Source organism: Burkholderia sp. COPS, from assembly GCF_019425585.1.
GTDB classification, from domain to species: domain Bacteria; phylum Pseudomonadota; class Gammaproteobacteria; order Burkholderiales; family Burkholderiaceae; genus Burkholderia; species Burkholderia cepacia.
Window position 1 is genome coordinate 41,194 of sequence record NZ_WIXR01000047.1, and the last position, 24,303, is coordinate 65,496.

Consider the following 24,303-nt stretch of genomic DNA (forward strand, 5'->3'; position numbering starts at 1 on the left):
CCGTGCTGCAAAGGTCCCGCCGAGCCCCGATCCGGGGCCGGATTGGTGGAGTTGTGCATAAGTCAAGTCTTGACAGCCGGATTTTGTCCTCCGAGGGCACTCACAGCGCCGTCAGCGCGCGCCGGTAGCGGATCGCCTCGGCGATTTGCGCGGCCGTCGGCAGCGGGTCGCCGGCCAGGTCGGCGATCGTCCGCGCGACCTTCAGCACACGGAAATACGCGCGCGCCGACCAGCCGAAACGCTCGCCGGCCTCGCGCAGCAGCCGCTCGCCTTCGTCGGTCGGCCGGCACAGGTCGTCGGTTTCGCGGCCGCTCAGCATGTGATTCGTCTTGCCCTGCCGGTCGAGCTGCAGCGCACGCGCGTGTGCGACCCGTGCGGCCACCGCGGCACTCGGCTCGCCGGGCGCCGTCGCGCGCGACGCGAGTTCGGCCGGCGACAGCGCGGGCAGGTCGATCTGGATATCGATGCGATCGACGAGCGGCCCCGACAGCTTGCGCAGGTAGCGCGCGGCGACGTCCGGCGTGCAGCGGCAGCGGCCGGACGGATCGCCGTGCCAGCCGCACGGGCAGGGGTTCATCGCGGCGATCAGCTGGCACGCGGCGGGAAAGTCGGCCTGCTGCGCCGCGCGCGAGATCGTAATGCGGCCGGCTTCCAGCGGCTCGCGCAGCATTTCGAGCACGTGCCGGTCGAATTCCGGGAGCTCGTCGAGAAACAGCACGCCGAGATGGGCGAGCGTGATTTCGCCCGGTTGCGGCGGGTTGCGGCCGCCGACCAGCGCGGCGGCGCTCGACGAATGATGCGGGGCACGGAACGGCCGCCGGCGCCACTGTGCCGGTGAAAAGCCGACGCGGCTGGCGGAGAGGAGCGCCGCCGACGTCAGCGCCTCGTCGTCGGTCAGCGGCGGCAGGAGGCCCGGCAGCCGTGCGGCCAGCATCGACTTGCCGGCGCCCGGCGGCCCGACCATCAGCATGTGATGGCCGCCCGCGGCCGCGACTTCCAGCGCGCGGCGGGCACCGCGCTGGCCGACCACGTCGGCGAGATCGGGGGCGGCCGGCATCGGCAGGCCGTCGAGGCACGGTGCCGCGACCGGTGGGAGCCGGGCGTCGGGCGTGCCGGCGAGGTGGGCGCACAGCGCGGGTAGGTCCGGCGCACCGAACACGGTGACGCCCGGCACGAGCGCCGCCTCGGCGGCGCTGGCGAGCGGCAGGTACAGCTCGGGAGCATTTGACGCGACGGCGGCCGGATCGGGGGCGGCTCGTTGATCACCGCTGCCCGAACCGGAACCCGCACCGTTTTCCGCGACCTGCGAGTCCCGCGCGACCCCGCACGCCATCGCGAACGCGCCGCGCATCGGCCGCAGCGCGCCGGTCAGCGACAGTTCGCCCGCGAATTCGCGGCCGGCCAGCGCGTCGGCCGGGATCTGGCCGTTCGCGGCGAGGATGCCGAGCGCGATCGGCAGGTCGAACCGCCCCGACTCCTTCGGCAGGTCGGCCGGCGCGAGGTTGACGGTGATGCGGCGCACCGGAAATTCGAAGCCGCAGTTCTGCAGCGCGGCACGCACGCGCTCGCGGCTTTCGCGGACCTCGAGATCGGGCAGGCCGACGATCGAGAACGACGGCAACCCGTTGGCGAGATGGACTTCGACGGTGACGTCCGGCGCACGGCCGGAGGCGGGCGCGCGACTGCGCACCACGGCGAGCGACATGGCGAGGCTCCTGTAAACAAGACGGACGGGCGACGCTGTTCGTGGCCGCGTGCCGCGGTAATCGGAGAAATCGGTGCGCGCTTGCCGGCGTGGCGCGAGGAAAGAACGAGGTGTTGCGAACGACGAACAGCGAAGAGCGGAGGTGCTGCGAAGAGCGATGAACGGCTAAGAGCGGCGTGCTGCGAAGAGCGATGGACTACGAAGAGCGGAGGGTGCTGCGAAGAACGACGGACGACGAAGTGCGGAGGAAGGTGCCGGACGCGGGCCGCACGAGGCGGCCCGCGTCCGGACCTTGCGGCCGGGTGGGGCGTCAGGCTTGCGGCGCGGCGAGCTTCTGCTCGAGTTCGGCGACGCGCTTTTCGAGTTCCTCGAGGCGCACACGGGTGCGGGCGAGCACTTGCGCCTGCGTGTCGAATTCCTCGCGCGTGACGAGGTCGAGTTTCGAAAAGCCTTGCGACAGCATGGCCTTCACGTTGCGCTCGACGTCCTTGGCCGGCGAATTTTTCAGCAGATCGCTGACGCGCGACTGCAGATCGTTGAAAACGTCGCTGGGTTGCTTCATGTGATTCCCCTTCCTTGCACAAAAAATGTGCATCTTCGGTTGCGTACGTGCCCATGATGCACGCATGACCGGAAATGGTGCGCCGGGAGCGCGAATTCCGGGCATGGCGCCGGCATGGGTGAATGGCCCGGTGACCCGGGACGTGCGTGCACTCTAGCAACGTTCCTTTCGCCGCGCCAGCAAACCCGCCCGCGTTGGCCATTCGGCCGGGCTTGCGCACCTTACATCGCGGGATGCGACCCCTTGATGAAGCCCTTTGAAACGGTGCTCGAACCGACATGGCATGCGAGTTGCTGAGGAGAGTCCGTTACAACATTCCAACCAATTCGACGGGACAACTCAGCGAGAGGACTTCATGAAACTCATTACCGCAATCATCAAGCCGTTCAAGCTCGATGAGACGCGCGAGGCGCTGTCGGCGCTTGGCGTCTCGGGAATCACGGTGACCGAGGTAAAAGGGTTCGGCCGCCAGAAGGGGCACACCGAGCTGTATCGCGGCGCCGAATACGTGGTCGATTTCCTGCCGAAGATGAAGATCGAGGCAGCGGTGTCCGACGATCTCGTCGACCAGGCGGTCGAGGCGATCGAGCGGGCCGCGCGCACCGGCAAGATCGGCGACGGCAAGATCTTCGTCACGGCGATCGAACAGGTGATCCGGATTCGCACCGGGGAGACGGGCGCAGACGCGCTGTAACAGAACAGACAAGACAAGCGACAAGAGGAAACCCAAGATGCGCAAACTTCTGATGTCCCTGCTGATGGCCGGCTCGCTGATCGCGGCAGGCGTCGGCTCCGCGCTCGCCGACGACGCGGCGTCCGCCGCCGCTGCGTCCGCGCCCGCCGCAACGGCTTCCGACGCCTCGGCTGCCGCCGCGCCGGCCGCTTCGGCACCGGCCGCAACCGATGCATCTGCACCGGCCGCTGCCGCGGCACCGGCTTCGGGCGCCGCCGACGCATCGGCCGCCGCCGCCGCGTCCGCGCCGGCCGCACCGGCTGCGCCGACCGCACCGTTCTCGGTCGATTCGTCGAAGATCAGCGCGGGCGACACCGCGTGGATGCTGACGTCGACCGCGCTCGTGCTGTTCATGACGATCCCGGGCCTCGCGCTGTTCTACGCGGGCATGGTCCGCAAGAAGAACGTGCTCGCGACCGTGATGCAGAGCTTCGCGATCACCGCGGTGATCACGGTGCTGTGGACGGTGGTCGGCTACAGCCTCGCGTTCACGCCGGGCAACGGCTTCATCGGCGGCCTGTCGCGTGCATTCCTGCACGGCATGAACTACATCAAGGGCGACAAGGCGACGACGCTGACCGTCAGCCATCTCGCGACGACGATTCCGGAATCGGTCTACTTCGTCTACCAGATGACGTTCGCGATCATCACGCCGGCGCTGATCTGCGGCGCGTTCGCCGATCGCATGAAGTTCTCGGCGATGCTCGTGTTCATGACGCTCTGGTCGCTGATCGTCTACGTGCCGGTCGCGCACATGGTGTGGGAGCCGACCGGCTGGCTGTCGGCCGACGGCGTGCTCGACTTCGCGGGCGGCACGGTGGTGCACATCAACGCCGGTATCGCGGGCCTCGTGTCGTGCCTCGTGCTCGGCAAGCGCGTCGGCTACGGCCGCGAATCGATGGCGCCGCACAACCTCGTGCTGACGATGATCGGCGGCTCGATGCTGTGGGTCGGCTGGTTCGGCTTCAACGCGGGCTCCGCGGTTGCCGCTGACGGCCGTGCCGGCTTCGCGATGCTGACCACGCAAGTGGCGACCGCCTGCGCGGCGCTCGGCTGGATGTTTGCCGAGTGGATCGCGAAGGGCAAGCCGTCGGTGCTCGGCATCGTGTCGGGCGCGGTCGCGGGTCTCGTGGCGATCACGCCGGCCGCCGGTTTCGTCGGCGTGGCGGGCGCACTGGTGATCGGCATCGCCGCCGGCGTCGTCTGCTTCTGGTCGGCGACCTGGCTCAAGTCGAAGCTCGGCTACGACGATTCGCTCGACGCGTTCGGCGTGCACGGCATCGGCGGGATTCTCGGCGCGCTGCTGACGGGCGTGTTCGCGGTCAAGGACATCGGCGGCGCCGACGGCAGCCTGCTGCTGCAGGCGAAGGGCGTGCTGATCACGCTGGTCTACAGCGGTGTGCTGAGCTTCGTGCTGCTGAAGCTGATCGACCTGACGATGGGCCTGCGCGTGTCCGAAGAGGAAGAGCGCGAAGGTCTCGACGTGATCCTGCACGGCGAGCACGTGGAATAAGTCTCACGAATCAATGGCGGGCCGCCGCGACGACGGCGCCCGCCCCGAATGAGCGCAGCGACTTCGGCCCGCCCACCCGGCGGGCTTTTTTTCTCCTGTCACGCACTGACGTAGCGGATAACCCTTCACTCTATCGGGTCAATAGCCGAAAACTTCCTGCATATCCTTGTGAAGCCGGGAACAATCCCCAAATGGGCAAGGCAATTGCTCTACAATCTTCATTCTCCCGCTCGCGAGTGATTCATGGTTCCCCACCTCGTTACGGCGTTGAACGGTCCGCTGCTCGAACTCGAGCAGAAGATCCTCGACGCGACGCCTGCGATCGAACGCTGGTTCAGGCTCGAATGGCAGGAACACACCCCGCCGTTCTATTGTTCGGTGGACCTGCGCAATGCCGGCTTCAAGCTGGCGCCCGTCGACGCGAACCTGTTTCCCGGCGCGTTCAACAACCTGCCGTCCGAAGTGCTGCCGCTCGCCGTGCAGGCCGCGATGGCCGCGATCGAGAAGATCTGCCCGGACGCGAAGAACCTGCTCGTGATTCCCGAGCTGCCGACCCGCAACGCGTTCTACCTCGAAAACGTCGCGCGTCTCGCGACGATCATGCGCCAGGCCGGCCTGAACGTGCGCTTCGGCTCGCTCGACCCGAGCATCACCGACATGACGCCGATCACGCTGGCCGACGGCCAGAAGATCGTGCTCGAGCCGCTCGAGCGTTCGCAGCGCCGCCTCGGCCTGAAGAATTTCGACCCGTGCTCGATCCTGCTGAACAACGACCTGTCGGCCGGCATTCCGGCCGTGCTGGAAAACCTGCACGAGCAGTACCTGCTGCCGCCGCTGCACGCGGGCTGGGCCGTGCGCCGCAAGTCGACGCACTTCGCGTGCTACGACGACGTCGCGAAGAAGTTCGCGAAGATGGTCGGCGTCGATCCGTGGATGGTGAATCCGTATTTCGCGCACGTGGAAGGTGTCGACTGGCAGGCGCATGAAGGCGAACAGGCGCTCGCCGACGCGATCGACGGCGTGCTGAAGAAGATCGCGCGCAAGTACCGCGAATACGGGATCAGCGAGAAGCCGTACGTCGTCGTGAAGGCCGACGCGGGCACGGCGGGGCGCGGCGTGATGACCGTGCACGACGCGGCCGAGATCGGCCGGATGTCGAAGGCCGAGCGCGCGCAGATGGCCGAGTCGAAGGCCGGCCTCGCGGTGCGCGATGTCATCGTGCAGGAAGGCGTGTATACGTTCGAGCGCGTCGGCGACGAAGTGGCCGAGCCCGTTGTATACATGATCGACCGCTACGTGGTCGGCGGCTTCTACCGCACGCACGCCGGCCGCGAGCGCGACCAGAACCTGAACGCGCCCGGCATGCACTACGTGCCGCTCGGCTTCGAGCACACCGCGCTGCCGGATGCCGGCGCGAAGCCGGGTGCCGCGCCGCCGAACCGTTTCTACATGTACGGCGTCGTCGCGCGGCTGTCGCTGATCGCGTCGTCGATCGAACTGGAAAAGACCGACCCCGAAGCCATCCAGGTATAACGGACCTTCGCCACGTACAGGACCTCATGGACATTCTCTTTATCGCCGACCCGCTCGAGCGCTTCAAGATCTACAAGGATTCGACCTACGCGATGATGGCCGAGGCCGCGCGGCGCGGGCATGCGGTGTACGCGTGCCAGCCGCACCAGCTCGCATGGACGGGGAGCGGTGTCGAGGCGGACGTGCAGCGCGTGACGATCGTCGGCGACACGGCCGACCTGCACCGCGAACCGTGGTACGAGGCGGCCGCTCACGAGTCGCGTGCGCTGACGTCGTTCGGCGCGGTGCTGATGCGCAAGGATCCGCCGTTCGACATGGAATACGTGACGGCCACGTGGATGCTCGAGCTTGCCGAACGGGCGGGCGCGCGTGTGTTCAACAAGCCGCAGTCGATTCGCGATCACTCGGAAAAGCTCGCGATCGGAGAGTTTCCGCAATTCGTCGCGCCGACGCTCGTCACGCGCGATGCGGCGCGCCTGCGCGCCTTCCACGCCGAGCACGGCGACGTGATCGTGAAGCCGCTCGACGGGATGGGCGGGATGGGCGTGTTCCGCGTGAAGGCCGACGGCATGAACCTCGGTGCGATCATCGAGATGCTCGGCCATGACGGCACGCGCTCGCTGATGATCCAGAAGTTCATTCCCGAGATCAAGGCCGGCGACAAACGCATTCTGCTGATCGCGGGCGAGCCGGTGCCGTATTCGCTCGCGCGGATTCCGCAGGGCAGCGAGGTGCGCGGCAATCTCGCGGCGGGCGGGCTCGGGGTCGCGCAGCCGCTGACCGCGCGCGATCGCGAGATCGCCGACACGCTCGGGCCCGTGCTCGCGGCGCGCGGGCTGTTGCTGGTCGGCCTCGATGCGATCGGCGACTGGCTGACCGAGGTGAACGTCACGAGCCCGACGTGCTTCCGCGAGATCATGGAGCAGACGGGCTTCGACGTCGCCGCGATGTTCATCGACGCGCTGGAGCGTGCGGCCGCGTAGGCCGTCTCCCGCGCAACCCCGGCGGCGGCCGCGCAGGTCCCCCGTCGCCGGAGCAGCTCGACCGGCCTGCTACAATGCCCGCTTGCCCGGTGCCGCGATCGCGCACCAAAGGCCCGGCGGTCGGGCCGAAACTGTTGCAAGGCTGACCATGAAACGTTTCCCACACTCGCTACGCTCATTGCCCCGCCGCGGGGTATCGGCCCGCCAGGGGCGGCCGGGAGCGATCTGACATGGCCGGGATCCTGATCATCGCGCACGCCCCGCTCGCCACCGCGCTGCGGGACTGCATCGCGCACATCTATGGCGGCGTGCCCGCCCGCATCGGCTGTATCGACGTGATGGCGGACAGCGATCCGGCCCAGGTGATGGCGTTCGCGCATGCGGAGCTCGCGCGGCTCCGGGAAGACAACGGCGTGGTCGTGCTGACCGACATGTACGGCGCGACGCCGGCGAACATCGCCGGCCAGCTCGCGAAGCTCGACAACGTGCGCGTGCTGGCGGGCGTGAACCTGCCGATGCTCGTGCGGGCCGTCTGCTACCGCACCGTGCCGCTCGACAAGCTCGTCGACAAGGCGCTGTCCGGCGGCGCGAAGGGCGTCCACGAAGTGTCGGCCGGCACGCCGCCGCCGCCGACGGAAACCGGCTGCGGCCAGTGCGCGCCGATTCCGCCGGAACCGCAACCGCGCACCGAGTCGCACTGATTTCCCGTTTTCCGTTTTAGACAGCACCGCCGGCGCGCGCCGCCGGCGATCCCGACCGACCCGACCGAGAATCATGCTTCAACAAGAAACCACCATCGTCAATAAATTGGGGCTCCATGCGCGCGCATCGGCCAAGCTTACGCAACTGGCCGGCAACTTCCAGTCGGAAGTCTGGATGACGCGCAACGGGCGCAAGATCAACGCGAAGAGCATCATGGGCGTGATGATGCTGGCGGCGGGCATCGGCAGCACCGTGACGATCGAGACCGAAGGGCCCGACGAGCGGGAAGCGATGGACGCACTGCTGAAACTGATCGCGGACAAATTCGGCGAAGGCCAGTGATCCGCGCGCGCCGCGCACGGGATCGTTGCCGTTTCCAGTCAGAATGCCGCGGATTCCGCGGCATTTTTTTCGTCGGAAGCATTGATGCGGAATGCGCAATGCTGCGGTGCATGCAGTCAGCGGGGAGTCGCGGAATTTATAATCGCTAACCGGGGTCATAAGCGCATCGCAGCAGTGTGCCGCGGCTTTACTTGTACAGAGGAGGTGCGCGTGTCCTTCACGCTGCATGGCATTCCCGTCTCACGAGGTATCGCGATCGGGCGAGCGTACCTGATCGCGCCGGCGGCGCTCGACGTCGCCCATTACCTGATCGACGCAAACCAGACCGATGCCGAGGTCGAGCGCTTCCGCACGGCGCTCGATGTCGTGCATCACGAACTCGAGGCGCTGCGCGCCGACCTGACCGACGACACCCCGAGCGAGGTCGGTGCATTCATCGACGTCCACGCGATGATCCTGGGCGACGAGATGCTCGTGCAGGAAACCATCGACCTGATCCGCACGCGCCGCTACAACGTCGAGTGGGCGCTGACCGAGCAGCTCGAGCTGCTCACGCGTCACTTCGACGACATCGAGGACGAGTACCTGCGCGAGCGCAAGGCCGACATCGAGCAGGTGGTCGAGCGCGTGCTGAAGGCGCTCGCCGGTGCACCGTCCGCGTCGCAGGCGCTCGACCGCGCGGCCGCGAACGGCACGAACGAGATGATCGTCGTCGCGCACGACATCGCGCCGGCCGACATGATGCAGTTCAAGTCGCAGTCGTTCCAGGCGTTCGTCACCGACCTCGGCGGCCGCACGTCGCACACGGCGATCGTCGCGCGCAGCCTCGGCATTCCGGCCGCGGTCGGCGTGCAGCACGCGAGCGCGCTGATCCGCCAGGACGACCTGATCATCGTCGACGGCGACCAGGGCATCGTGATCGTCGATCCGGCGCCGATCGTCCTCGAGGAGTATTCGTACCGGCAGTCCGAGAAGCTGCTGGAGCAACGCAAGCTGCAGCGTCTGAAGTTCTCGCCGACGCAAACGTTGTGCGGCACCAAGATCGACCTGTACGCGAACATCGAGCTGCCCGACGACGCGAAGGCGGCCGTCGAGGCCGGCGCGGTCGGTGTCGGGCTGTTCCGTTCCGAGTTCCTGTTCATGCATCAGAAGGAGATGCCGGAAGAGGAGGAGCAGTTCGCCGCCTACAAGCGGGCCGTCGAGTGGATGAAGGGCATGCCGGTGACGATCCGCACGATCGACGTCGGCGCGGACAAGCCGCTCGAGGCGCTCGACGAAGGCTACGAGACGGCGCCGAACCCCGCGCTCGGCCTGCGCGCGATCCGCTGGAGCCTGTCCGAGCCGCAGATGTTCCTCACGCAGTTGCGTGCGATCCTGCGTGCGTCCGCGTTCGGCCAGGTGAAGATCCTGATCCCGATGCTCGCGCACGCGCAGGAGATCGACCAGACGCTCGACCTGATCCGCGAGGCGAAGCGCCAGCTCGACGACGCGGGGCTCGCGTACGATCCGAACGTGCGCATCGGTGCGATGATCGAGATCCCGGCCGCGGCGATCGCGCTGCCGCTGTTCCTGAAGCGGTTCGATTTCCTGTCGATCGGCACGAACGACCTGATCCAGTACACGCTCGCGATCGACCGTGCGGACAACGCGGTCGCGCACCTGTACGACCCGCTGCACCCGGCCGTGCTGCACCTGATCGCCTACACGTTGCGCGAAGCGAAGCGCGCGGGGGTATCCGTGTCGGTGTGCGGGGAGATGGCGGGCGACCCGGCGCTCACGCGCCTGCTGCTCGGGATGGGGCTCACCGAGTTCTCGATGCACCCGAGCCAGCTGCTCGTCGTGAAGCAGGAGATCCTGCGCGCACACCTGAAGGCGCTCGAAAAGCCGACGGCCGACGTGCTCGCCGCGTTCGAGCCGGAGGAAGTGCAGGCCGCGCTGCAGCGCCTGTCGGTCGCCGAGCCGCGCGCGGATGCGGCCGCATAGGCGCCCAAGCCGCCGCTAAGACAGTAGCGAAGTGTCACCACGCATGCGCCGCCTGGCGCATGCTCGTCGCGCGTCAGTGCCGGCCCCCGCACACGGGGCAGTCGGCCTGGCGCGCGATTTTCATCGTCGTCCATTCCATCCGCAGCGAATCGAGCATCATCAGCCGCCCGTTGAGCGTCTTGCCGATGTCGCCGATCACGCGCAGCGCCTCGGCGGCCTGCATCGCGCCGATGATCCCGACCGTCGGCGCGAACACCCCCATCGTCGCGCACGCGACCTCCTCGAACGGCTGGTCTTCCGGAAACACGCACGCATAACAGGGCGCGGCCGGGTCGCGGAAATCGAACGTGCTGATCTGGCCGTCGAAGCGCAGCGCGGCGCCCGACACGAGCGGCACGCCGTGCGCGACGCACGCGCGGTTGATCGCGTGTCGCGTCGCGAAGTTGTCGGTGCAGTCGAGCACGACGGTCGCGCCCGGCACGTGCGCGTCGAGCCATGCGTCGTCGACGCGCGCGGCGACCGCGTGCACCTTCACCTCGGGGTTCAGTTGCGCGAGCGTGTCGCGCCCCGATTCGACCTTGCTGCGGCCGACCGAGGCCGTCACGTGCAGGATCTGCCGCTGCAGGTTCGTGAGATCGACCGTGTCGGCGTCGACGAGCGTGATCGTGCCGACGCCCGATGCCGCGAGATACATTGCGGCAGGCGAGCCGAGGCCGCCCGCGCCGACGACGATCGCATGCGCATCGAGAAAGCGCTGCTGCGCCTCGATGCCGATTTCGTCGACGAGGATGTGGCGGGAGTAGCGAAGGAGTTGATCGTCGTTCATGGGGGAGTCGTGGGCGAAGCGGCGGACGTGTCGTTATTTTAGGCGCGCATGAAAAACGGGCCATCGCGGTCTTCCCGCGATGGCCCGTCGGATGCCGGCCGGCGCTTACTTCGGCGCCGACGCGGGCTTCGGTGCGGAAGCCGGCTTCGCGCTTGCGCCCGATGCCTTCGGGGCCGTGGCGGCCTTGCCGGCCGTGGCCTTCGTGCTTTCGGCGAGCAGCGACTTCGATTCCTGCACCGGCTTGCCTTCGAGCTTGTTGAGCGCCTGCTGCATCATGAAGTCGTCGGCGCTGCCGAACTCGATCGGCTTGCGATCGCGATCCTTCTGGCGCTGCTCCGGCGTCTTCTTGTCGTTCTGCTCTTCGAGGACGCGCAGTTGATCCATCCGGCGCTGCTCGCGCTCTTCCTGTTCCTTCTTCTCGTTCGGATCCTGCGTGTTCGCGAGGTGGTTCGTGTAGTCGACCTCGCGCGTCACGAGCACGTCGTCCGGATCGCCGTCCGCGTACTGATCGACCGGCACGTCCGGCGTGATGCCCTTGTTCTGGATCGAACGGCCGCTCGGCGTGTAGTAGTACGCGGTGGTCAGGCGCAGCGCGGTGTCGGCCGTCATCGGGCGGACCGTCTGCACCGAACCTTTGCCGAACGTCGTCTTGCCCATGATCTGCGCGCGCTTCGAATCCTGCAGCGCACCGGCGACGATTTCCGACGCGGATGCCGAATAGGCGTTCGTCAGCACGATCATCGGCACCGTCTTGAAGACCGGCGGCAGGTTCTTCAGCGGATCGCCGTCGAAGGACGGCAGGCGATAGTTGTCGTACGTATCGCGGTAGACCTGCTTCGAATCGGGGATCTGGCCGTTGGTCGACACGACGACGGAGTCGGGCGGCAGGAACGCGCCGGCCACGCCGACCGCGCTCTGCAGCAGGCCGCCGCCGTTGTTGCGCAGGTCGAGGACGAGGCCCTTCAGGTTCGGCTGCTGGCGTGCGATGTCCTGCAGCTTCTGCGCGAGATCGGGCGTCGTGCGTTCCTGGAAGCTCGTGATGCGGACATACGCATAGCCCGGATCGAGGATCTTCATCTTCACGCTCTGGACCTTGATGATCGCGCGCGTGACGGTGACCGGGAACGTGCGGTCGTCGCTCTTGCGGAAGATCGTCAGCGTGACCTTGGTGCCCGGCTCGCCGCGCATCTGCTTCACGGCCTTGTCGAGCGTCATGCCGCGCACCGGCTTGTCGTTGATGCGCGTGATCAGGTCGCCCGGACGGATGCCGGCGCGGAACGCGGGCGTATCTTCGATCGGCGAGATCACCTTGACGAGGCCGTCTTCCTGCGAGATCTCGATGCCGAGACCCGCGAAGCGGCCCTTCGTCTGCTCCTGCAGCTCGTCATAGTCGGTCTTGTCGAGGAACGACGAGTGCGGATCGAGGCTCGACACCATGCCCTTGATCGCGGCCGTCAGCAGCTTCTTGTCGTCGACCGGTTCGACGTACTCGCGCTTGATCTGTCCGAAGACTTCCGCGAACAGGCGGAGCTGGTCGAGGGGAAGCGGCGCCGTGGCGGTCTGCTCGGCCGATGCGGAAACCTGCAGCGTGGCGAACACGCCCGTGGCGAGGCCCGCGGCAATCAGGCCGATGTTCTTCAATTTCATTCGCATAGAGATCTGGTGCGGTCGGGAAGCGCGTGGCGGTAGCGGGGATGTAGCGGACAAGTATAACTGTTCGTCCGAAGACTCAGTGGAACGGCGCGAATTGCGTCGCAGCGGGCGTCGCGGCGGCCCCGGAAGGCGGCCCGGCCGGGCACCGCGGGACGCGCCGCGGGTTCGAAAGCGGTTTCGACAGCGCCGGGGGCACGAAGGTTCGCGCGGTGCGCCGGCAAGGGGCGGGGCCGGGGTCGGGCCTGCCGGGCCGGACGCGGCCCGCCCGGCCCGGCAGGCTCACTCGGCCGGTTCGGTCGGCCGACTCGCCCGGCCGACGGGCGTCAGCCCGCCTTGCCCTGCTTCGCGACGGCGGCCTGCGCCTGCGCGATCGCGTCCTGATCGCCGAGGTAATAGTGCTTGATCGGCTTCAGGTTCTCGTCGAGTTCATACACGAGCGGCACGCCGTTAGGGATGTTCAGGCCGACGATGTCGCTGTCCGAGATGCCGTCGAGGTACTTGATCAGCGCGCGCAGCGAGTTGCCGTGTGCGGCGATCAGCACCTGCTTGCCGGCGCGGACCGCCGGGGCGATCGACTCGTTCCACAGCGGCAGCACGCGCGCGACCGTGTCCTTCAGGCACTCGGTGAGCGGCAGCTGCTCGCGCGGCACCTTCGCGTAGCGCGGATCGTTGAACGGCGCGCGTTCGTCGGTCGGCTCGAGCGCGGGCGGCGGCGTGTCGTAGCTGCGGCGCCACACGAGCACCTGGTCGTCGCCGAACTTCGCGGCCGTTTCCGCCTTGTTCAGGCCCGACAGCGCGCCGTAGTGGCGCTCGTTCAGGCGCCACGAGTGGACGACCGGCAGGTACATCAGGTCCATCCGGTCCTGCACGTGCCACAGCGTGCGGATCGCGCGCTTGAGTACCGACGTGTACGCGATGTCGAACGTGTAGCCGGCCTCCTTGAGCAATTCGCCGGCCTGGTAGGCCTCGTTGCGACCCTGTTCGGTCAGGTCGACGTCGACCCAGCCGGTGAAGCGGTTTTCCTTGTTCCACGTCGATTCGCCGTGGCGGATGAGAACGAGTTTGTACATGGATCTTGCGGTCGGTAGTGATAGGGAAGCGGGGCGCGTCGTACGGGACCCGACCGGGGCCCGCCATCGCGCAAGACGGTTATTTTATAATGGCGGGATTGTCCTCATCCGATTTCTCTTTTTCCGGCGGAATTCCGTGACGTTCTTTACCGATTACACCAACCTGGCCCTTATCGCGATCCTGGTGGTATCCGGCGGCCTGCTGGCCTGGCCCGCGCTGCGCCGCGGTCGCGGCGGCCTGTCGGCCGCAGAGGCGACACAACTCATCAACCGCCGCAACGCGGTCGTGATCGACGTGCGCGCCGCGTCCGACTTCGCGGCCGGCCACCTGCCGTCGGCCCGTCAGGTCGCGGCGGGCGAGATCGGCGCGAAGATCGCGCAGGTCGCGAAGAACAAGAGCACGCCGGTGCTGCTCGTCTGCCAGAACGGCCAGCAGTCGCAGAAGGCGGCGCGCGAGGTCGAGGCGGCGGGCTACGCCGAGGTGCACGTGCTCGAGGGCGGCGTGGCTGCCTGGCAGCAGGCCGGGATGCCGGTCGTCAAACAAGGAGTGGCGAAGTGAACAAGGTTTTGATGTACAGCACGCAGGTGTGTCCGTATTGCATCCAGGCCGAGCGCCTGCTGAAGCTGCGCGGTGTCGAGCAGATCGAGAAGGTGCTGATCGACCGCGATCCGGCCCGCCGCGACGAAATGATGTCGCGCACGGGGCGCCGCACGGTGCCGCAGATCTATATCGGCGACACGCACGTCGGCGGCTACGACGATCTGTCGAAGCTCGACCGCGAAGGCGGCCTCGTTCCGCTTCTGCAAGCGGCCTGATTAGGGCAGAATGGCCGCCGGCCGCGCCGCGGCTTGGGCGCGCAGGATTCATCCGTGGCGGCCGGCGCGAAGCCGGGCCGCCCCGTCACCACTTTTAGGGAAACACCATGTCCGACGTCGAAAACCAACCGTTCTTCAACATCCAGCGCGTCTACCTGAAGGATATGTCGCTCGAGCAGCCGAATTCGCCGGCGATCTTCCTCGAGCAGGACATGCCGTCGGTTGAAGTCGAAGTCGACGTGAAGGCCGACCGCCTCGCGGAAAGCGTGTTCGAAGTGGTCGTGTCGGGCACCGTCACCGCGAAGGTGAAGGACAAGGTCGCGTTCCTGATCGAAGCGAAGCAGGCCGGCATTTTCGACATCCGCAACATTCCGGACGAACAGCTCGACCCGCTCGTCGGCATCGCGTGCCCGACGATCCTGTTCCCGTACCTGCGTTCGAACATCGCCGACGCGATCACGCGCGCGGGCTTCCCGCCGATTCACCTGGCGGAAATCAACTTCCAGGCGCTGTACGAACAGCGTCTCGCGCAGCTTCAGCAGCAGGCCGGTGCCGCAGCAGGCGCGCCGAACGGCACGACGCTGAACTGACGTTTTGCTCGGAGGACCGGTGCTGGGTATGAAAGTAGCCGTTCTCGGCGCCGGTGCCTGGGGCACCGCGCTCGCGGGCCATCTGGCCGCGCGGCACGATACGCTTCTGTGGGCGCGCGATGCCGCGCTCATCGCCGGGCTGCAGGCCCGGCACGAAAATTCCCGCTATCTGGACGGCATCGCGCTGCCTGACGCGTTGCGCTACGACGCCGATCTCGGCGCCGCGCTCGCGCACGGCGCCGCGGACGACGCTCTGTGCGTGATCGCCGCGCCGGTGGCCGGGCTGCGCACGCTGTGTCACGCGATGCGCGCTGCGGGCTGCGTGCCCGCGCACATCGTCTGGGTCTGCAAGGGCTTCGAGGCCGATACGCATCTGCTGCCGCACCAGGTGATCGCGGCCGAGCTGCCCGAACAGCACAGCAACGGCGTGCTGTCGGGGCCGAGCTTCGCACGCGAGGTCGGGCAGTCGCTGCCCGTCGCGCTGACGGTGGCGAGCACGTCCGCCGAATGCCGCGAGCGCACGCTCGCCGCGTTCCATCACGGCGCGATGCGGATCTATACGGGTGACGACGTGGTCGGCGTCGAGGTCGGCGGCGCGGTGAAGAACGTGCTCGCGATCGCGACCGGTATCGCCGACGGCCTTGGCCTCGGGCTGAACGCGCGTGCCGCGCTGATCACGCGCGGCCTCGCCGAAATGTCGCGGCTGGGCGTCGCGCTCGGCGGCCGTGCGGAAACCTTCACGGGCCTGACCGGCCTCGGCGACCTGATCCTCACCGCGACGGGCGACCTGTCGCGCAACCGCACGGTCGGCCTGCAACTGGCGGCCGGCCGCACGCTGAACGACATCCTTGGCGCGCTCGGCCACGTGGCCGAAGGCGTGCGCTGTGCGCAGGCCGTGCTGGCCATCGCGCGGGCGCAGTCGATCGAAATGCCGATCACCGAAGCCGTGTGCGGCGTGCTGTTCGACGGCATCGCGCCGCGCGACGCCGTCAGCGGCCTGCTGCGGCGCGACGCGCGCGCCGAGTAGCGCGGCCGGGCGCGGCCGGGCGCCGTGTTCGCCGCGGGCGCGCGGCGTCAAAGCGCGCTACGCTTGAACAGTCTCCGGCGTTCCGGGAGGTTGTCATGCTGCAGATCCATTCCACCACGCTCGATGCGCAGGTCGTCGACATCACGACGCTCGATGTCGACGCGATCGTCAACGCCGCGAACGGCTCGCTGCTCGGCGGGGGCGGCGTCGACGGCGCGATCCACCGCGCGGCCGGCCCCGGCCTGCTCGCCGAGTGCCGCACGCTCGGCGGCTGCGACACGGGCGACGCCAGGCTCACGCGCGGCCACGGGCTGCCGGCGCGTTACGTGATCCATGCGGTCGGGCCCGTGTGGCATGGCGGCGGGCGCGGCGAGGCCGACCTGCTCGCGTCGTGCTACCGCCGCGCGATCGAGCTGGCCGAGGAGGTCGCGGCGACGTCGATCGCGTTCCCGGCGATCAGCTGCGGAATCTATCGTTATCCGGCCGAAGAGGCCGTCGACATCGCCGTGGGCACCGTCGCCGAAATGCTGCCGCAGGCGCCGAACCTCGCTCGCGTGGTGTTCGCGTGCTTTTCCCCCGACATCTACGACCTGTACCGCGCGCGGCTCACGCGGATGTGACGCCTTCCGCGGGGCGGGAGGCGCCGTCCCGGCGTCATGCGCCGCCTTCGAACCCGGCCTGGCGCCACGCCTCGAATACGACCACCGCGACCGTGTTCGACAGGTTCAGGCTGCGGTTGTCCGGCCGCATCGGCAGGCGCACGCGCTGTTCGTTCGGGAAGCGCTCGAGCAGTTCGGCGGGCAGGCCGCGCGTCTCCGAGCCGAACACGAACCAGTCGCCCGGCAGGAATGCATGATCGTGGAAGCGGCCCGAGCCGCGTGTCGTGAACGCGAACATTCGCGTCGGATCGGGCGTTTCCGCCGCGATGAACGCGTCCCAGTCGCGGTGTACGCGCATCTGCGCATACTCGTGATAGTCGAGGCCCGCACGGCGCATCCGCGCGTCGTCGAGCGGGAAGCCGAGCGGCTCGATCAGGTGCAGGCGCGCGCCCGTGTTGGCGCACAGGCGGATCACGTTGCCGGTGTTCGGCGGGATTTCGGGGGCGACGAGGACGACGTTGAACATGTTCCGGTTTGGCTGGGCCGGCCGGGGCGGCGCTACGCGCGCGTTCCCGGCCGGCCGGTTCGTGACGGCCGCCGCCGTGTCCGGTCGGTCGGCCTCTCTATCTAATTAATCCCTGGCGGTGCGCAGCGCAACCAGATTCGTCACGCGTGCGGCACCCGCCGCCTTCAGTGCGTGCGCGGCGGCCGCGAGCGTCGCGCCGGACGTCATCACGTCGTCGACGAGCGCAACGTGGCGGCCGGCGACGCCGCCCGCCACTGCGAATGCCGCGATCACGTTGTCGCGCCGTGCGTGCCGGTCGAGCCGCGACTGCGGCGCGGTGTCGGCGATGCGCGCGAGCAGCGCCGCATCCGCGCGCACGCCGAGCCGCCGCGCGAGCGGGCGCGCGATCGCCCACGCCTGGTTGTAGCCGCGCGCGACGAGCCGCCGGTGCGACAGCGGCACCGGCGCCACCAGGTCGAAGCCGCTGGCGCCGGGCGTATCGTCGATCAGCCGCGCGAGCCGTGCCGCGAATTCGGTGCCGAGCGCGAGTTGCCGGTGAAACTTCAGGCCGCGCGCGAGCCCGTCGAGCGGCGCGCGGTAATCCGCCAGCGCGAGCGTCGCATCAAACGGCGGCGGTGCCGCACGGCACGCGTCGCAACGGTACGCGGCCGCGCTGCCGGCGCCGGCGTGAGCCCCGCGTGCCCGGTGCGAACGCGGTTGCCCGATGCCCAGCGGTATCGCGCAGACGCCGCAGCGCAGCCGCGCTTCGTTCCAGTACGCGGCGTCGCAGGCGACGCAAATCATCGTGTGTGACAAATTGCCGCACAGTGCGCAGCGATTCGGCAGCGCGACCGCGGCGACGCGCGCGGCCAGCGCGCGAACCTGCGACAAAGCGACGCGCATCGTGCGCCGGGCGGAACTGCGGATCATCGCAACACTCCTGACACCCCGCCTCAATGAAGCCTGCGGGGCGAGCGAGTATACTTCGGGCTCTTCGCCAGTGTGCCCGACATGTCCCCAGCTTCGACTTCAACCGGCCGTCCGGCCAATGACGCAAGGCGCCTGCGGCGGATCTTCGACCGCCGCGCCGCCACGTTCGACGCGGTCGCGTTCCTGCCGCGCGAGATCGCGCAGCGGATGAACGAGCGCCTCGAATACATCAAGGTCAGCCCCGCGGCCGTGCTGGACGCGGGCTGCGGCCCGGGGGACGACCTGCCGGCGCTGCGCGCGCGCTTTCCGGAGGCACCCGTATTCGGCGTCGACCTGTCCGGCGCGATGCTCGCGCGAGCCGGTCAGCGCGAGGTCGAGCAGACGAGCTGGCGCCGCTGGCTGCCGGCCTCGCTCGGCCGTGCGCTCGGCCAGCGCGGCCCCCGCGTCGCCCAGGCCGACTTCGCCGCGCTGCCGTTCCCGGGCGGCGCGTTCGACCTGATCTGGTCGAATCTCGCGCTCCACTGGCATTCGCGTCCGGACACGGTGCTGCCCGAATGGCAGCGCGTGCTGCGCGTGAACGGGCTGCTGATGTTCAGCACGCTCGGCCCCGACACGCTGCGCGAACTGCGCGCGGCCTGCGCGGATGCGGAAGCGGCGCTCGGCATCGTGCCGTCCGCCGCGCGCGTGATCGATTTCGTCGACATGCACGACCTCGGCGACATGCTCGTCGAGAGCGGCTTCGAGATTCCCGTGATGGATCAGGAAGTGCTGACCGTCACCTACAAGACCCCCGATTCCCTGCTGGCCGACGTGCGCCGCTGGGGCGCCTATCCGTTCGAGCGCGAGGCGCCGCAGCGCGCGACCCGGCGCTTTCGCGCGGCGCTCGGCGACGCGCTGGAGGCGCGCCGGCGCGCGGACGGCACGATCGCCCTGACGTTCGAAGTGATCTACGGCCACGCGTGGAAGGCCGTGCCGCGCACGACCGCCGAGGGGCACGGGATCGTGCGCATCGAGGACATCGGAAAGGGGCGTCCGAAGAATCGGTAGAGCGGTAAAGAGGGGTTTTGTTATGTCTGAAATTAGCGGCGCAAAGCGGGGTCGAATTGGCGTCTGAAATGGCCGGAAAGCTTGTCGCGCTTGGCTTGCGGGGCGATAGCCGCTTGCTTGTGGATGCCATTGAACCCGCCTATAATGCGTCAGCTTGTCGTCCCGGGGTCCCCGCAATACGGGGCGACGAGTCCGATGCAGGCATGCATCGCATGCCATTCGCGTGAGGCGGCGATGGAAGCAGCGAGGGTTTTGGCGGAGACGACGAACGGCGAGCCGGTCCTCGAAGACTGGCTGATGAAACGCAACTGTTCGGCGTCGCCGCGCCAGTTCGTGCTGTTTTACGCGTCGCTCGCGGGCTTCTCGCTGGTGATCGCGACATTGCTGATGTGGCGGGGGGCCTGGCTCGTCATGCCCTTCACCGGAATCGAGTTGCTGGCGGTGGGTGTCGCATTTGCGATCTATGCTCGCCATGCGGTCGATTACGAGCGCATCAGGCTGTATCCGCACCGGCTCGTGATCGAGCGGATGGATGCGGAGCGGCTCACGCAGATCGAATTCAACCCGCGCTGGGTGCGGGTCGAGCCGGGTGCGACGCCACGCGATCCGATTCGGCTGGTATCGCGCGGGCAGACCGTCGTAATCGGGCAGCATCTCGCGCAGTACAAGCGTGCGCAGTTCGCCGACGAACTGCGTGCATCGCTCAGGCGCTGCGGCTGACGAGGCGCGGGCACTGGCCGGAAACGGGCCGGGGGCTTGCGACGGGGGAGGGTTTGAATGGAAATTTTGGGTAAGGATGCTATGAAAACAATCAAGCGAGCCCTCACGGGCGTGCTGGCATGCAGCGGATTGCTCTTTGCCGGTGCCGCCCTGGCGGTCGGTGATAGCCCGGGCGGCCCCCGCGTCAACGAGATCAACTTTCAGCCGCCGGTCACGAAAATCGCCGAGGAGCTCTACGATCTCCACACGATGATGCTGATCCTGTGTACGGTGATCTTCGTCGGCGTGTTCGGTGTGATGTTCTATTCGATCTTCGCGCACCGCAAATCCAAGGGCCACAAGGCCGCCAATTTCCATGAAAGCACGACCGTCGAGATCATCTGGACGATCGTGCCGTTCGTCATCGTCGTGCTGATGGCGCTGCCGGCGACGAAGGCCGTCGTCGCGATGAAGGACACGACCAACGCCGATCTCACGATCAAGGTCACCGGCTACCAGTGGAAGTGGGGCTACGACTACGTGAAGGGCCCGGGCGAGGGCATCGGCTTCCTGTCGACGCTGTCCACCCCGCGTGACGAAGTGATGGGCAAGAAGCCGATCACCGACACCTACCTGCAGGAAGTCGACAACCCGCTCGTCGTGCCGGTCAACAAGAAGATCCGCATCATCACGACCGCGAACGACGTCGTCCACTCGTGGTACGTGCCCGCGTTCGGCGTGAAGCAGGATGCGATTCCCGGCTTCGTGCGCGACACGTGGTTCAAGGCCGACAAGGTCGGGACGTTCCGCGGTTTCTGTACCGAGCTGTGCGGCAAGGAACACGCGTACATGCCGGTCGTCGTCGAAGTCCTGTCGGACGACGACTACGCGAAGTGGGTCACCGCGCAGAAGGCCAAGCTGGCCGGCGCCGCAGTCGATCCGAACAAGGTCTACACGATGGCCGAACTCGTCGCGCACGGCGAGGAAGTCTACAAGGCGAACTGCGCGGCCTGCCACCAGGTGAGCGGCAAGGGCCTCGGCGCATTCCCGGCCATGGACGGCAGCCCGATCGTGAACGGCCCGATCGCCGGCCACGTCGAGCGCGTGCTGCACGGCAAGGGCGCGATGCCGTCGTGGGCGTCGCTGTCGGATCTCGACATCGCTTCGGTCATCACGTACGAACGCAACTCGTGGGGCAACCACAAGAACGACCTGCTGCAGCCGAAGCAAGTGGCCGACGCGCGTAACGGCAAGATGCCGGAAGATGCGGCGGGCGCGGCAGCGGCACCGGCAGAAGCGGCTTCGGCGCCGGCGCAAGCCGCGTCGGGCGCCGCTGAACAGCCGGCGGCGGCAGCGGCATCGGCCGCGCTGTCGACGATCTACTTCGAGACGGGCAAGAGCGTGCTGCCGGCCGACGCGAAAGCGGCGATCGCCGCCGCGGCCGACTATGCGAAGGCACATCCGGACGCGAAGCTCGCGCTGTCGGGCTTCACCGACAAGACGGGCTCGGCCGACGCGAACGCCGAACTGGCGAAGCATCGCGCGCAAGCCGTGCGCGACGCGCTGAAGGCAGCAGGCGTGGCGGAAGACCACATTATTCTCAAAAAGCCGGAAACGATCACGGGCGGGGCGGACGCGAAGGAAGCCCGGCGTGTCGAGATCGGGCCGGCGGCTTGACGTGTCGCTGAGTTAGTCGACGTATTCGCATTAGGAGATTCTCATGTCTAGCATCGGGCACGACGTAGCCGCGGACCACGCGCACGACGACCACGCGCACGAAATGCCGCACGGCTGGCGGCGCTGGCTGTTCGCCACCAACCACAAGGACATCGGTACGCTGTACCTGCTGTTCTCGTTCATCATGTTCCTGTCGGGCGGCGTGATGGCCCTCGGCATCCGGGCCGAGCTGTTCGAGCCGGGCCTGCAGATCATGCGTCCGGAGTTCTTCAACGAACTCACGACGATGCACGGCCTGATCATGGTGTTCGGCGCGATCATGCCGGCGTTCGTCGGCTTCGCGAACTGGATGATTCCGCTGCAGATCGGCGCATCCGACATGGCGTTCGCGCGGATGAACAACTTCAGCTTCTGGCTGCTGCCGGTCGCTGCCGTGCTGCTGGTCGGTTCGTTCTTCGCGCCGGGCGGCGCGACGGCCGCCGGCTGGACGCTGTACGCGCCGCTGTCGACGCAGATGGGCCCGGGCATGGACTTCGCGATCTTCGCGGTGCACATCATGGGTGCGTCGTCGATCATGGGCGGGATCAACATCGTCGTGACGATCCTGAACATGCGCGCACCGGGCATGACGCTGATGAAGATGCCGATGTTCGCATGGACGTGGCTGATCACGGCGTACCTGCTGATCGCGGTGATGCCGGTTCTGGCGGGCGCGATCACGATGGTGCTGTTCGACCGTCACTTCGGCACGTCGTTCTTCAACGCGGCAGGCGGCGGCGACCCGGTGATGTACCAGCACATCTTCTGGTTCTTCGGCCACCCCGAGGTGTACATCATGATTCTGCCGGCGTTCGGGATCGTGTCGCAGGTGATCCCGGCGTTCGCACGCAAGACGCTGTTCGGCTATAGCTCGATGGTGTACGCGACGGCTTCGATCGCGATCCTGTCGTTCATGGTCTGGGCGCACCACATGTTCGCAACGGGCATGCCGGTCACCGGCCAGCTGTTCTTCATGTACGCGACGATGCTGATCGCGGTGCCGACGGGCGTGAAGGTGTTCAACTGGCTCGCGACGATGTGGCGCGGCTCGATGACCTTCGAAACCCCGATGCTGTTCGCGATCGGCTTCCTGTTCGTGTTCACGTTCGGCGGCCTCACGGGCCTGATGCTCGCGATGGCGCCGCTCGACATCCAGTATCACGGCACCTACTTCGTGGTGGCGCACTTCCACTACGTGCTGGTGGCGGGCTCGCTGTTCGCGCTGTTCTCGGGCTGGTACTACTGGGCGCCGAAGTGGACGGGCTGGATGTACAACGAGACGCGCGGCAAGATCCACTTCTGGGCGTCGATGATCTTCTTCAACCTGACGTTCTTCCCGATGCACTTCGTCGGTCTCGCCGGCATGCCGCGTCGTTATGCGGACTACCCGGCGCAGTTCACGGACTTCAACCAGGTCGCGACGATCGGCGCATTCGGCTTCGGCCTCGCGCAGGTGTACTTCCTGTTCGCGGTCGCGCTGCCGGCCTACCGTGGCGGCGGCGAGCTGGAAAAGGCGTCGGACAAGCCGTGGGACGGCGCGACGGGCCTCGAGTGGACGGTGCCGAGCCCGGCTCCCTTCCATACGTTCGAGCAACCGCCGCACGTCGAATAAGTTTCACCCTGCGCTCCGCCGTTGCCTGCCGCGCAGGCAGGCGCGGCGGGCGCGGAATTGAAATGTCAGCGAAGTTTCAGATGAACCGGAATCCACAACAAAGACGAACGCCCGAGCAGATCCGCGCGGGCAACAAGCGGCTCGGCCTCATCCTGCTCGTCATCGCCGCCGTTTTTTTTGTGGGTGTCGTGATCAAGCAGTGGTGGCTGTCCACTCACTGATGCAGCAACAGACGCAGTAGCGAGGAAGTTGTCGTATGTCGAAGCCGGAAGAGGGCGCCGTCGATCGCGCGTTCAATCGTTCGATGCTGGTGAAGCTCTTCGTCGTGGCCGGGCTGATGTTCGGTTTCGGCTTCGCGCTGATCCCGATGTACCGGGCGATCTGCCAGATCACCGGCATCAACAACCTGGTGCAGCGCGATGTGAGCGAGCGCGAGGTGAAGAATTCGCAGGTCGACACCAGCCGCACGGTGTCGGTCGAGTTCGACGCGAATGCGCGCGGCCCGCTCGGTTTCAAGCCGGAGCACAACAGCCTCGACGTGCATCCGGGTGAGCTGACGACGATCGTGTACGACGTGACGAACGGGCAGGGCAGGCCGGTCGTTGCACAGGCGATTCCGAGCTACGCGCCGAAGCAGGCGACGGAGTTCTTCAAGAAGATCGAGTGCTTTTGCTTTACGCAGCAGACGCTGGCCGCGAACGAATCGCGCAAGATGCCGGTGGTGTTCGTGATCGATCCGAAACTGCCGAAGGACGTGAAGACGATCACGCTGTCTTACACGTTCTTCGAGCTGAATACGCCGGCCACGCCGGCGCCGGCGCCGGGCAAGACCGCGGCGCAGGGCGCGGCGAAGCCGGACGCATGACGACGGAGGCGGGGCGATGACGGAGGTCAAGCGGGGCGGGTCGTTCGGTCAGGCGCTGAAGGCCGTGCTGTGGTCGTTCTTCGGGGTGCGCAAGCGGCGCGACCTGGAGGCCGACGCGACGCAGCTGAATCCGCTGCACGTGCTGATCGTCGCGTTGCTGGCGGCCGGTGTGTTCATCGGCGTGCTGATCCTGATCGTGCGTGCCGTCGTGGGCTGAGGCGTGCGGCTAGCGGCGCGCGGCTAGCGGCCCACGGCCACGAAAGAATGCAGTGCGCGGCGCCACGGCGCCGCG

The 24,303-nt window shown here is 67.5% G+C and carries 26 protein-coding genes; 19 read left to right on the forward strand and 7 right to left on the reverse strand.

What is annotated here, in order from left to right; translation table 11 throughout:
* Window positions 1-100 precede the first annotated feature (100 nt).
* Both FOZ70_RS30880 and FOZ70_RS30885 read right to left on the reverse strand, forming a co-directional pair.
* Window positions 101-1,705, reverse strand: a complete 1,605-nt coding sequence (locus FOZ70_RS30880; RefSeq protein WP_219707486.1) for a YifB family Mg chelatase-like AAA ATPase — start codon at window positions 1,703-1,705, stop codon at window positions 101-103.
* Between the two features lie 310 nt (window positions 1,706-2,015).
* Window positions 2,016-2,267 (reverse strand): accessory factor UbiK family protein, encoded by a 252-nt coding sequence (locus tag FOZ70_RS30885; protein WP_006489451.1) that lies wholly within the window; start codon window positions 2,265-2,267, stop codon window positions 2,016-2,018.
* A 355-nt stretch (window positions 2,268-2,622) separates the two neighbouring features.
* On the opposite strand from FOZ70_RS30885, the gene FOZ70_RS30890 reads away from it, so the two are divergent.
* From FOZ70_RS30890 to ptsP, 7 genes are all read left to right on the forward strand, one after another.
* Window positions 2,623-2,961, forward strand: a complete 339-nt coding sequence (locus FOZ70_RS30890; RefSeq protein ID WP_027789049.1) for a P-II family nitrogen regulator — start codon at window positions 2,623-2,625, stop codon at window positions 2,959-2,961.
* A gap of 37 nt (window positions 2,962-2,998) precedes the next feature.
* Entirely contained in the window at window positions 2,999-4,513 is a 1,515-nt protein-coding gene (locus FOZ70_RS30895) for an ammonium transporter (RefSeq protein ID WP_059489822.1), read from the forward strand.
* Between the two features lie 243 nt (window positions 4,514-4,756).
* Window positions 4,757-6,046, forward strand: a complete 1,290-nt coding sequence (gene gshA / locus FOZ70_RS30900) for a glutamate--cysteine ligase (RefSeq protein ID WP_021164335.1) — start codon at window positions 4,757-4,759, stop codon at window positions 6,044-6,046.
* Window positions 6,047-6,072: 26 nt separating this feature from the next.
* Window positions 6,073-7,029, forward strand: coding sequence for a glutathione synthase (gene gshB, locus FOZ70_RS30905; RefSeq protein WP_027789051.1), 957 nt, complete (start codon window positions 6,073-6,075; stop codon window positions 7,027-7,029).
* A 230-nt stretch (window positions 7,030-7,259) separates the two neighbouring features.
* The gene (locus FOZ70_RS30910) at window positions 7,260-7,730 is read left to right on the forward strand and encodes a Sugar transport PTS system IIa component (protein ID WP_021163157.1); all 471 of its coding nucleotides are present in this window, start codon (window positions 7,260-7,262) and stop codon (window positions 7,728-7,730) included.
* Between the two features lie 73 nt (window positions 7,731-7,803).
* On the forward strand, window positions 7,804-8,073 hold the full coding sequence (locus FOZ70_RS30915) for an HPr family phosphocarrier protein (protein WP_006477716.1): 270 nt from the start codon (window positions 7,804-7,806) through the stop codon (window positions 8,071-8,073).
* A 210-nt stretch (window positions 8,074-8,283) separates the two neighbouring features.
* A complete protein-coding gene (ptsP, locus tag FOZ70_RS30920; protein WP_021163156.1) occupies window positions 8,284-10,056 on the forward strand; it encodes a phosphoenolpyruvate--protein phosphotransferase in 1,773 nt (590 codons plus the stop codon).
* A gap of 73 nt (window positions 10,057-10,129) precedes the next feature.
* On the opposite strand, the gene moeB is transcribed toward ptsP, so the two are convergent.
* The 3 genes from moeB to gpmA form a co-directional block, all read right to left on the reverse strand.
* Complete coding sequence (moeB, locus tag FOZ70_RS30925) at window positions 10,130-10,882, reverse strand: molybdopterin-synthase adenylyltransferase MoeB (RefSeq protein ID WP_021163155.1); 753 nt, start codon at window positions 10,880-10,882, stop codon at window positions 10,130-10,132.
* 105 nt (window positions 10,883-10,987) lie between these two features.
* Window positions 10,988-12,535, reverse strand: coding sequence for a S41 family peptidase (locus FOZ70_RS30930; protein ID WP_021163154.1), 1,548 nt, complete (start codon window positions 12,533-12,535; stop codon window positions 10,988-10,990).
* 323 nt (window positions 12,536-12,858) lie between these two features.
* Complete coding sequence (gene gpmA / locus FOZ70_RS30935; protein ID WP_021164239.1) at window positions 12,859-13,605, reverse strand: 2,3-diphosphoglycerate-dependent phosphoglycerate mutase; 747 nt, start codon at window positions 13,603-13,605, stop codon at window positions 12,859-12,861.
* Window positions 13,606-13,741: 136 nt separating this feature from the next.
* Between gpmA and FOZ70_RS30940 the strand changes: the two genes are divergently transcribed.
* The 5 genes from FOZ70_RS30940 to FOZ70_RS30960 all read left to right on the forward strand — a co-directional run bounded on the left by FOZ70_RS30940 (window position 13,742) and on the right by FOZ70_RS30960 (window position 16,658).
* Window positions 13,742-14,164 carry a rhodanese-like domain-containing protein gene (locus FOZ70_RS30940; protein WP_021164238.1) on the forward strand — a complete coding sequence of 141 codons (423 nt, stop codon included), beginning with the start codon at window positions 13,742-13,744 and terminating at the stop codon, window positions 14,162-14,164.
* Window positions 14,161-14,421 (forward strand): glutaredoxin 3, encoded by a 261-nt coding sequence (gene grxC / locus FOZ70_RS30945; RefSeq protein ID WP_021164237.1) that lies wholly within the window; start codon window positions 14,161-14,163, stop codon window positions 14,419-14,421. The genes FOZ70_RS30940 and grxC overlap by 4 nt, the downstream gene beginning before the upstream one ends.
* 107 nt (window positions 14,422-14,528) lie before the next feature.
* On the forward strand, window positions 14,529-15,011 hold the full coding sequence (gene secB / locus FOZ70_RS30950; protein WP_011353285.1) for a protein-export chaperone SecB: 483 nt from the start codon (window positions 14,529-14,531) through the stop codon (window positions 15,009-15,011).
* A gap of 28 nt (window positions 15,012-15,039) precedes the next feature.
* Window positions 15,040-16,038, forward strand: a complete 999-nt coding sequence (locus FOZ70_RS30955) for an NAD(P)H-dependent glycerol-3-phosphate dehydrogenase (protein WP_027789057.1) — start codon at window positions 15,040-15,042, stop codon at window positions 16,036-16,038.
* 95 nt (window positions 16,039-16,133) lie between these two features.
* The gene (locus FOZ70_RS30960) at window positions 16,134-16,658 is read left to right on the forward strand and encodes an O-acetyl-ADP-ribose deacetylase (protein ID WP_048025694.1); all 525 of its coding nucleotides are present in this window, start codon (window positions 16,134-16,136) and stop codon (window positions 16,656-16,658) included.
* A 34-nt stretch (window positions 16,659-16,692) separates the two neighbouring features.
* On the opposite strand, the gene trmL is transcribed toward FOZ70_RS30960, so the two are convergent.
* On the reverse strand, window positions 16,693-17,163 hold the full coding sequence (gene trmL / locus FOZ70_RS30965; protein ID WP_219707487.1) for a tRNA (uridine(34)/cytosine(34)/5-carboxymethylaminomethyluridine(34)-2'-O)-methyltransferase TrmL: 471 nt from the start codon (window positions 17,161-17,163) through the stop codon (window positions 16,693-16,695).
* Window positions 17,164-17,268: 105 nt separating this feature from the next.
* A complete protein-coding gene (locus FOZ70_RS30970) occupies window positions 17,269-18,072 on the reverse strand; it encodes a phosphoribosyltransferase family protein (protein WP_219707488.1) in 804 nt (267 codons plus the stop codon).
* An 81-nt stretch (window positions 18,073-18,153) separates the two neighbouring features.
* Here FOZ70_RS30970 and FOZ70_RS30975 point away from each other — a divergent pair, with 81 nt between their 5' ends.
* The 7 genes from FOZ70_RS30975 to FOZ70_RS31005 all read left to right on the forward strand — a co-directional run bounded on the left by FOZ70_RS30975 (window position 18,154) and on the right by FOZ70_RS31005 (window position 24,228).
* Window positions 18,154-19,119 carry a methyltransferase domain-containing protein gene (locus FOZ70_RS30975; protein WP_042978153.1) on the forward strand — a complete coding sequence of 322 codons (966 nt, stop codon included), beginning with the start codon at window positions 18,154-18,156 and terminating at the stop codon, window positions 19,117-19,119.
* A gap of 195 nt (window positions 19,120-19,314) precedes the next feature.
* Complete coding sequence (locus tag FOZ70_RS30980) at window positions 19,315-19,839, forward strand: DUF2244 domain-containing protein (protein WP_021163744.1); 525 nt, start codon at window positions 19,315-19,317, stop codon at window positions 19,837-19,839.
* Between the two features lie 57 nt (window positions 19,840-19,896).
* Complete coding sequence (coxB, locus tag FOZ70_RS30985; RefSeq protein ID WP_059489832.1) at window positions 19,897-21,495, forward strand: cytochrome c oxidase subunit II; 1,599 nt, start codon at window positions 19,897-19,899, stop codon at window positions 21,493-21,495.
* 43 nt (window positions 21,496-21,538) lie between these two features.
* On the forward strand, window positions 21,539-23,146 hold the full coding sequence (gene ctaD / locus FOZ70_RS30990) for a cytochrome c oxidase subunit I (protein WP_021163746.1): 1,608 nt from the start codon (window positions 21,539-21,541) through the stop codon (window positions 23,144-23,146).
* An 80-nt stretch (window positions 23,147-23,226) separates the two neighbouring features.
* The gene (locus tag FOZ70_RS30995) at window positions 23,227-23,367 is read left to right on the forward strand and encodes a cytochrome oxidase small assembly protein (RefSeq protein ID WP_027789063.1); all 141 of its coding nucleotides are present in this window, start codon (window positions 23,227-23,229) and stop codon (window positions 23,365-23,367) included.
* Window positions 23,368-23,402: 35 nt separating this feature from the next.
* Window positions 23,403-24,011, forward strand: coding sequence for a cytochrome c oxidase assembly protein (locus FOZ70_RS31000; RefSeq protein WP_011353276.1), 609 nt, complete (start codon window positions 23,403-23,405; stop codon window positions 24,009-24,011).
* A gap of 16 nt (window positions 24,012-24,027) precedes the next feature.
* The gene (locus tag FOZ70_RS31005) at window positions 24,028-24,228 is read left to right on the forward strand and encodes a DUF2970 domain-containing protein (RefSeq protein WP_021163748.1); all 201 of its coding nucleotides are present in this window, start codon (window positions 24,028-24,030) and stop codon (window positions 24,226-24,228) included.
* The last annotated feature ends 75 nt before the right edge of the window (window positions 24,229-24,303 follow it).